Raw genomic sequence first — 1,176 nt, 5'->3', positions numbered from 1 at the left:
GGCTTGGTGTCGCCGTTGGTGCCCCGCCCCTGGCAGCGGTCGCACAGCACCGCGGTGTCGACGGTGACCTGCTTGGTCACCCCGGTGGCGCACTCGGCGAGCGTCAACCGCATCCGCAGCAGCGAGTCCGACCCCGGCCGGACCCGCCCGACCGGGCCGCGCGAGGTCGAGCCTGCTACGCCGCCGCCGAAGAACGCCTCGAACACGTCGCCGAGACCGCCGAACCCACCAAAACCGCCGAAGCCATTACCAGCACCGCCAGCCGCGGTTTCCAGCGGGTCGCCGCCCAGGTCGACGATGCGCCGCTTCTCCGGGTCGGAGAGCACCTCGTAGGCGATGCTGATCTCCTTGAACTTCGCCTGCGCCGCCTCGTCGGGGTTGACGTCGGGGTGCAGCTCGCGGGCCAGCTTGCGGTAGGCGCGTTTGATCTCCGCATCGCTGGCGTTTCTGTCCACGCCCAGCAGGCCGTAATAATCGCGTGCCACGCTGAAACCTTCCGAACCTTCCCGAATCTTCCCGAACCGTCCCGTCCCGTTAGCGGGCCCCGAGCACCTCACCGATGTACGTTGCAACCGCAGCGACACTGGCGATAGTTCCCGGATAGTCCATCCGGGTGGGTCCCAGCACTCCCATCCCCCCGTAGACCGTACCCAAGGAACCATAGGCGGTGGACACCACCGAGGTCCCGGCCATCTCCTCGGCTTCGGTCTCGTGACCGATGCGCACCGTGACTTTACCGGCTTCCTGCTGAGCGGCCAGCAACCGCAGCACCACCACCTGCTCTTCCAGGGCTTCCAGGACGGACCGCAGCGAATGGCCGAAGTCGGCCGCATTGCGGGTCAGGTTGGCGGTGCCGCCCAGCAGCAGGCGCTCCTCGCTGTGTTCGACCAGCGACTCCAGCAGCACGGTCGCCGCCCGGCCGACCGCGTCGGACAGGCCGCCAGTGCTGTCCAGCCGCCCGGCCAGGTCGGCCACCGCGACGGACGCCGACGAGATCTTCTTGCCCTCCAGCGCGGTGCCGAGCAACTCCCGCAGCTGGGCGAGCTGGTGGTCGTCGACGACGTCACCGAGTTCGACGATGCGCTGGTCCACCCGGCCGGAGTCGGTGATCACCACGAGCAGCAGCCGAGCCGGGGTCAGCGCGACCACTTCCAGGTGGCGCACCGTCGACGTGGA

Annotated in this window: 1 protein-coding gene and 1 pseudogene; both read right to left on the bottom strand. The window is 69.0% G+C overall.

The window, feature by feature from the left end; translation table 11 throughout:
- The coding region (locus AC2VOP_RS15945) for a DnaJ domain-containing protein (RefSeq protein WP_486961888.1) at positions 1–485 on the bottom strand (485 nt) is incomplete at its 3' end.
- Positions 486–534: 49 nt separating this feature from the next.
- A pseudogene (locus AC2VOP_RS15940) lies at positions 535–1,176 on the bottom strand (heat-inducible transcriptional repressor HrcA); the annotation flags it as partial.

The sequence above is a fragment of the Mycobacterium sp. TH-M106 genome (assembly GCF_057473765.1).
This window is presented reverse-complemented; position numbering and strand designations above follow the sequence as displayed.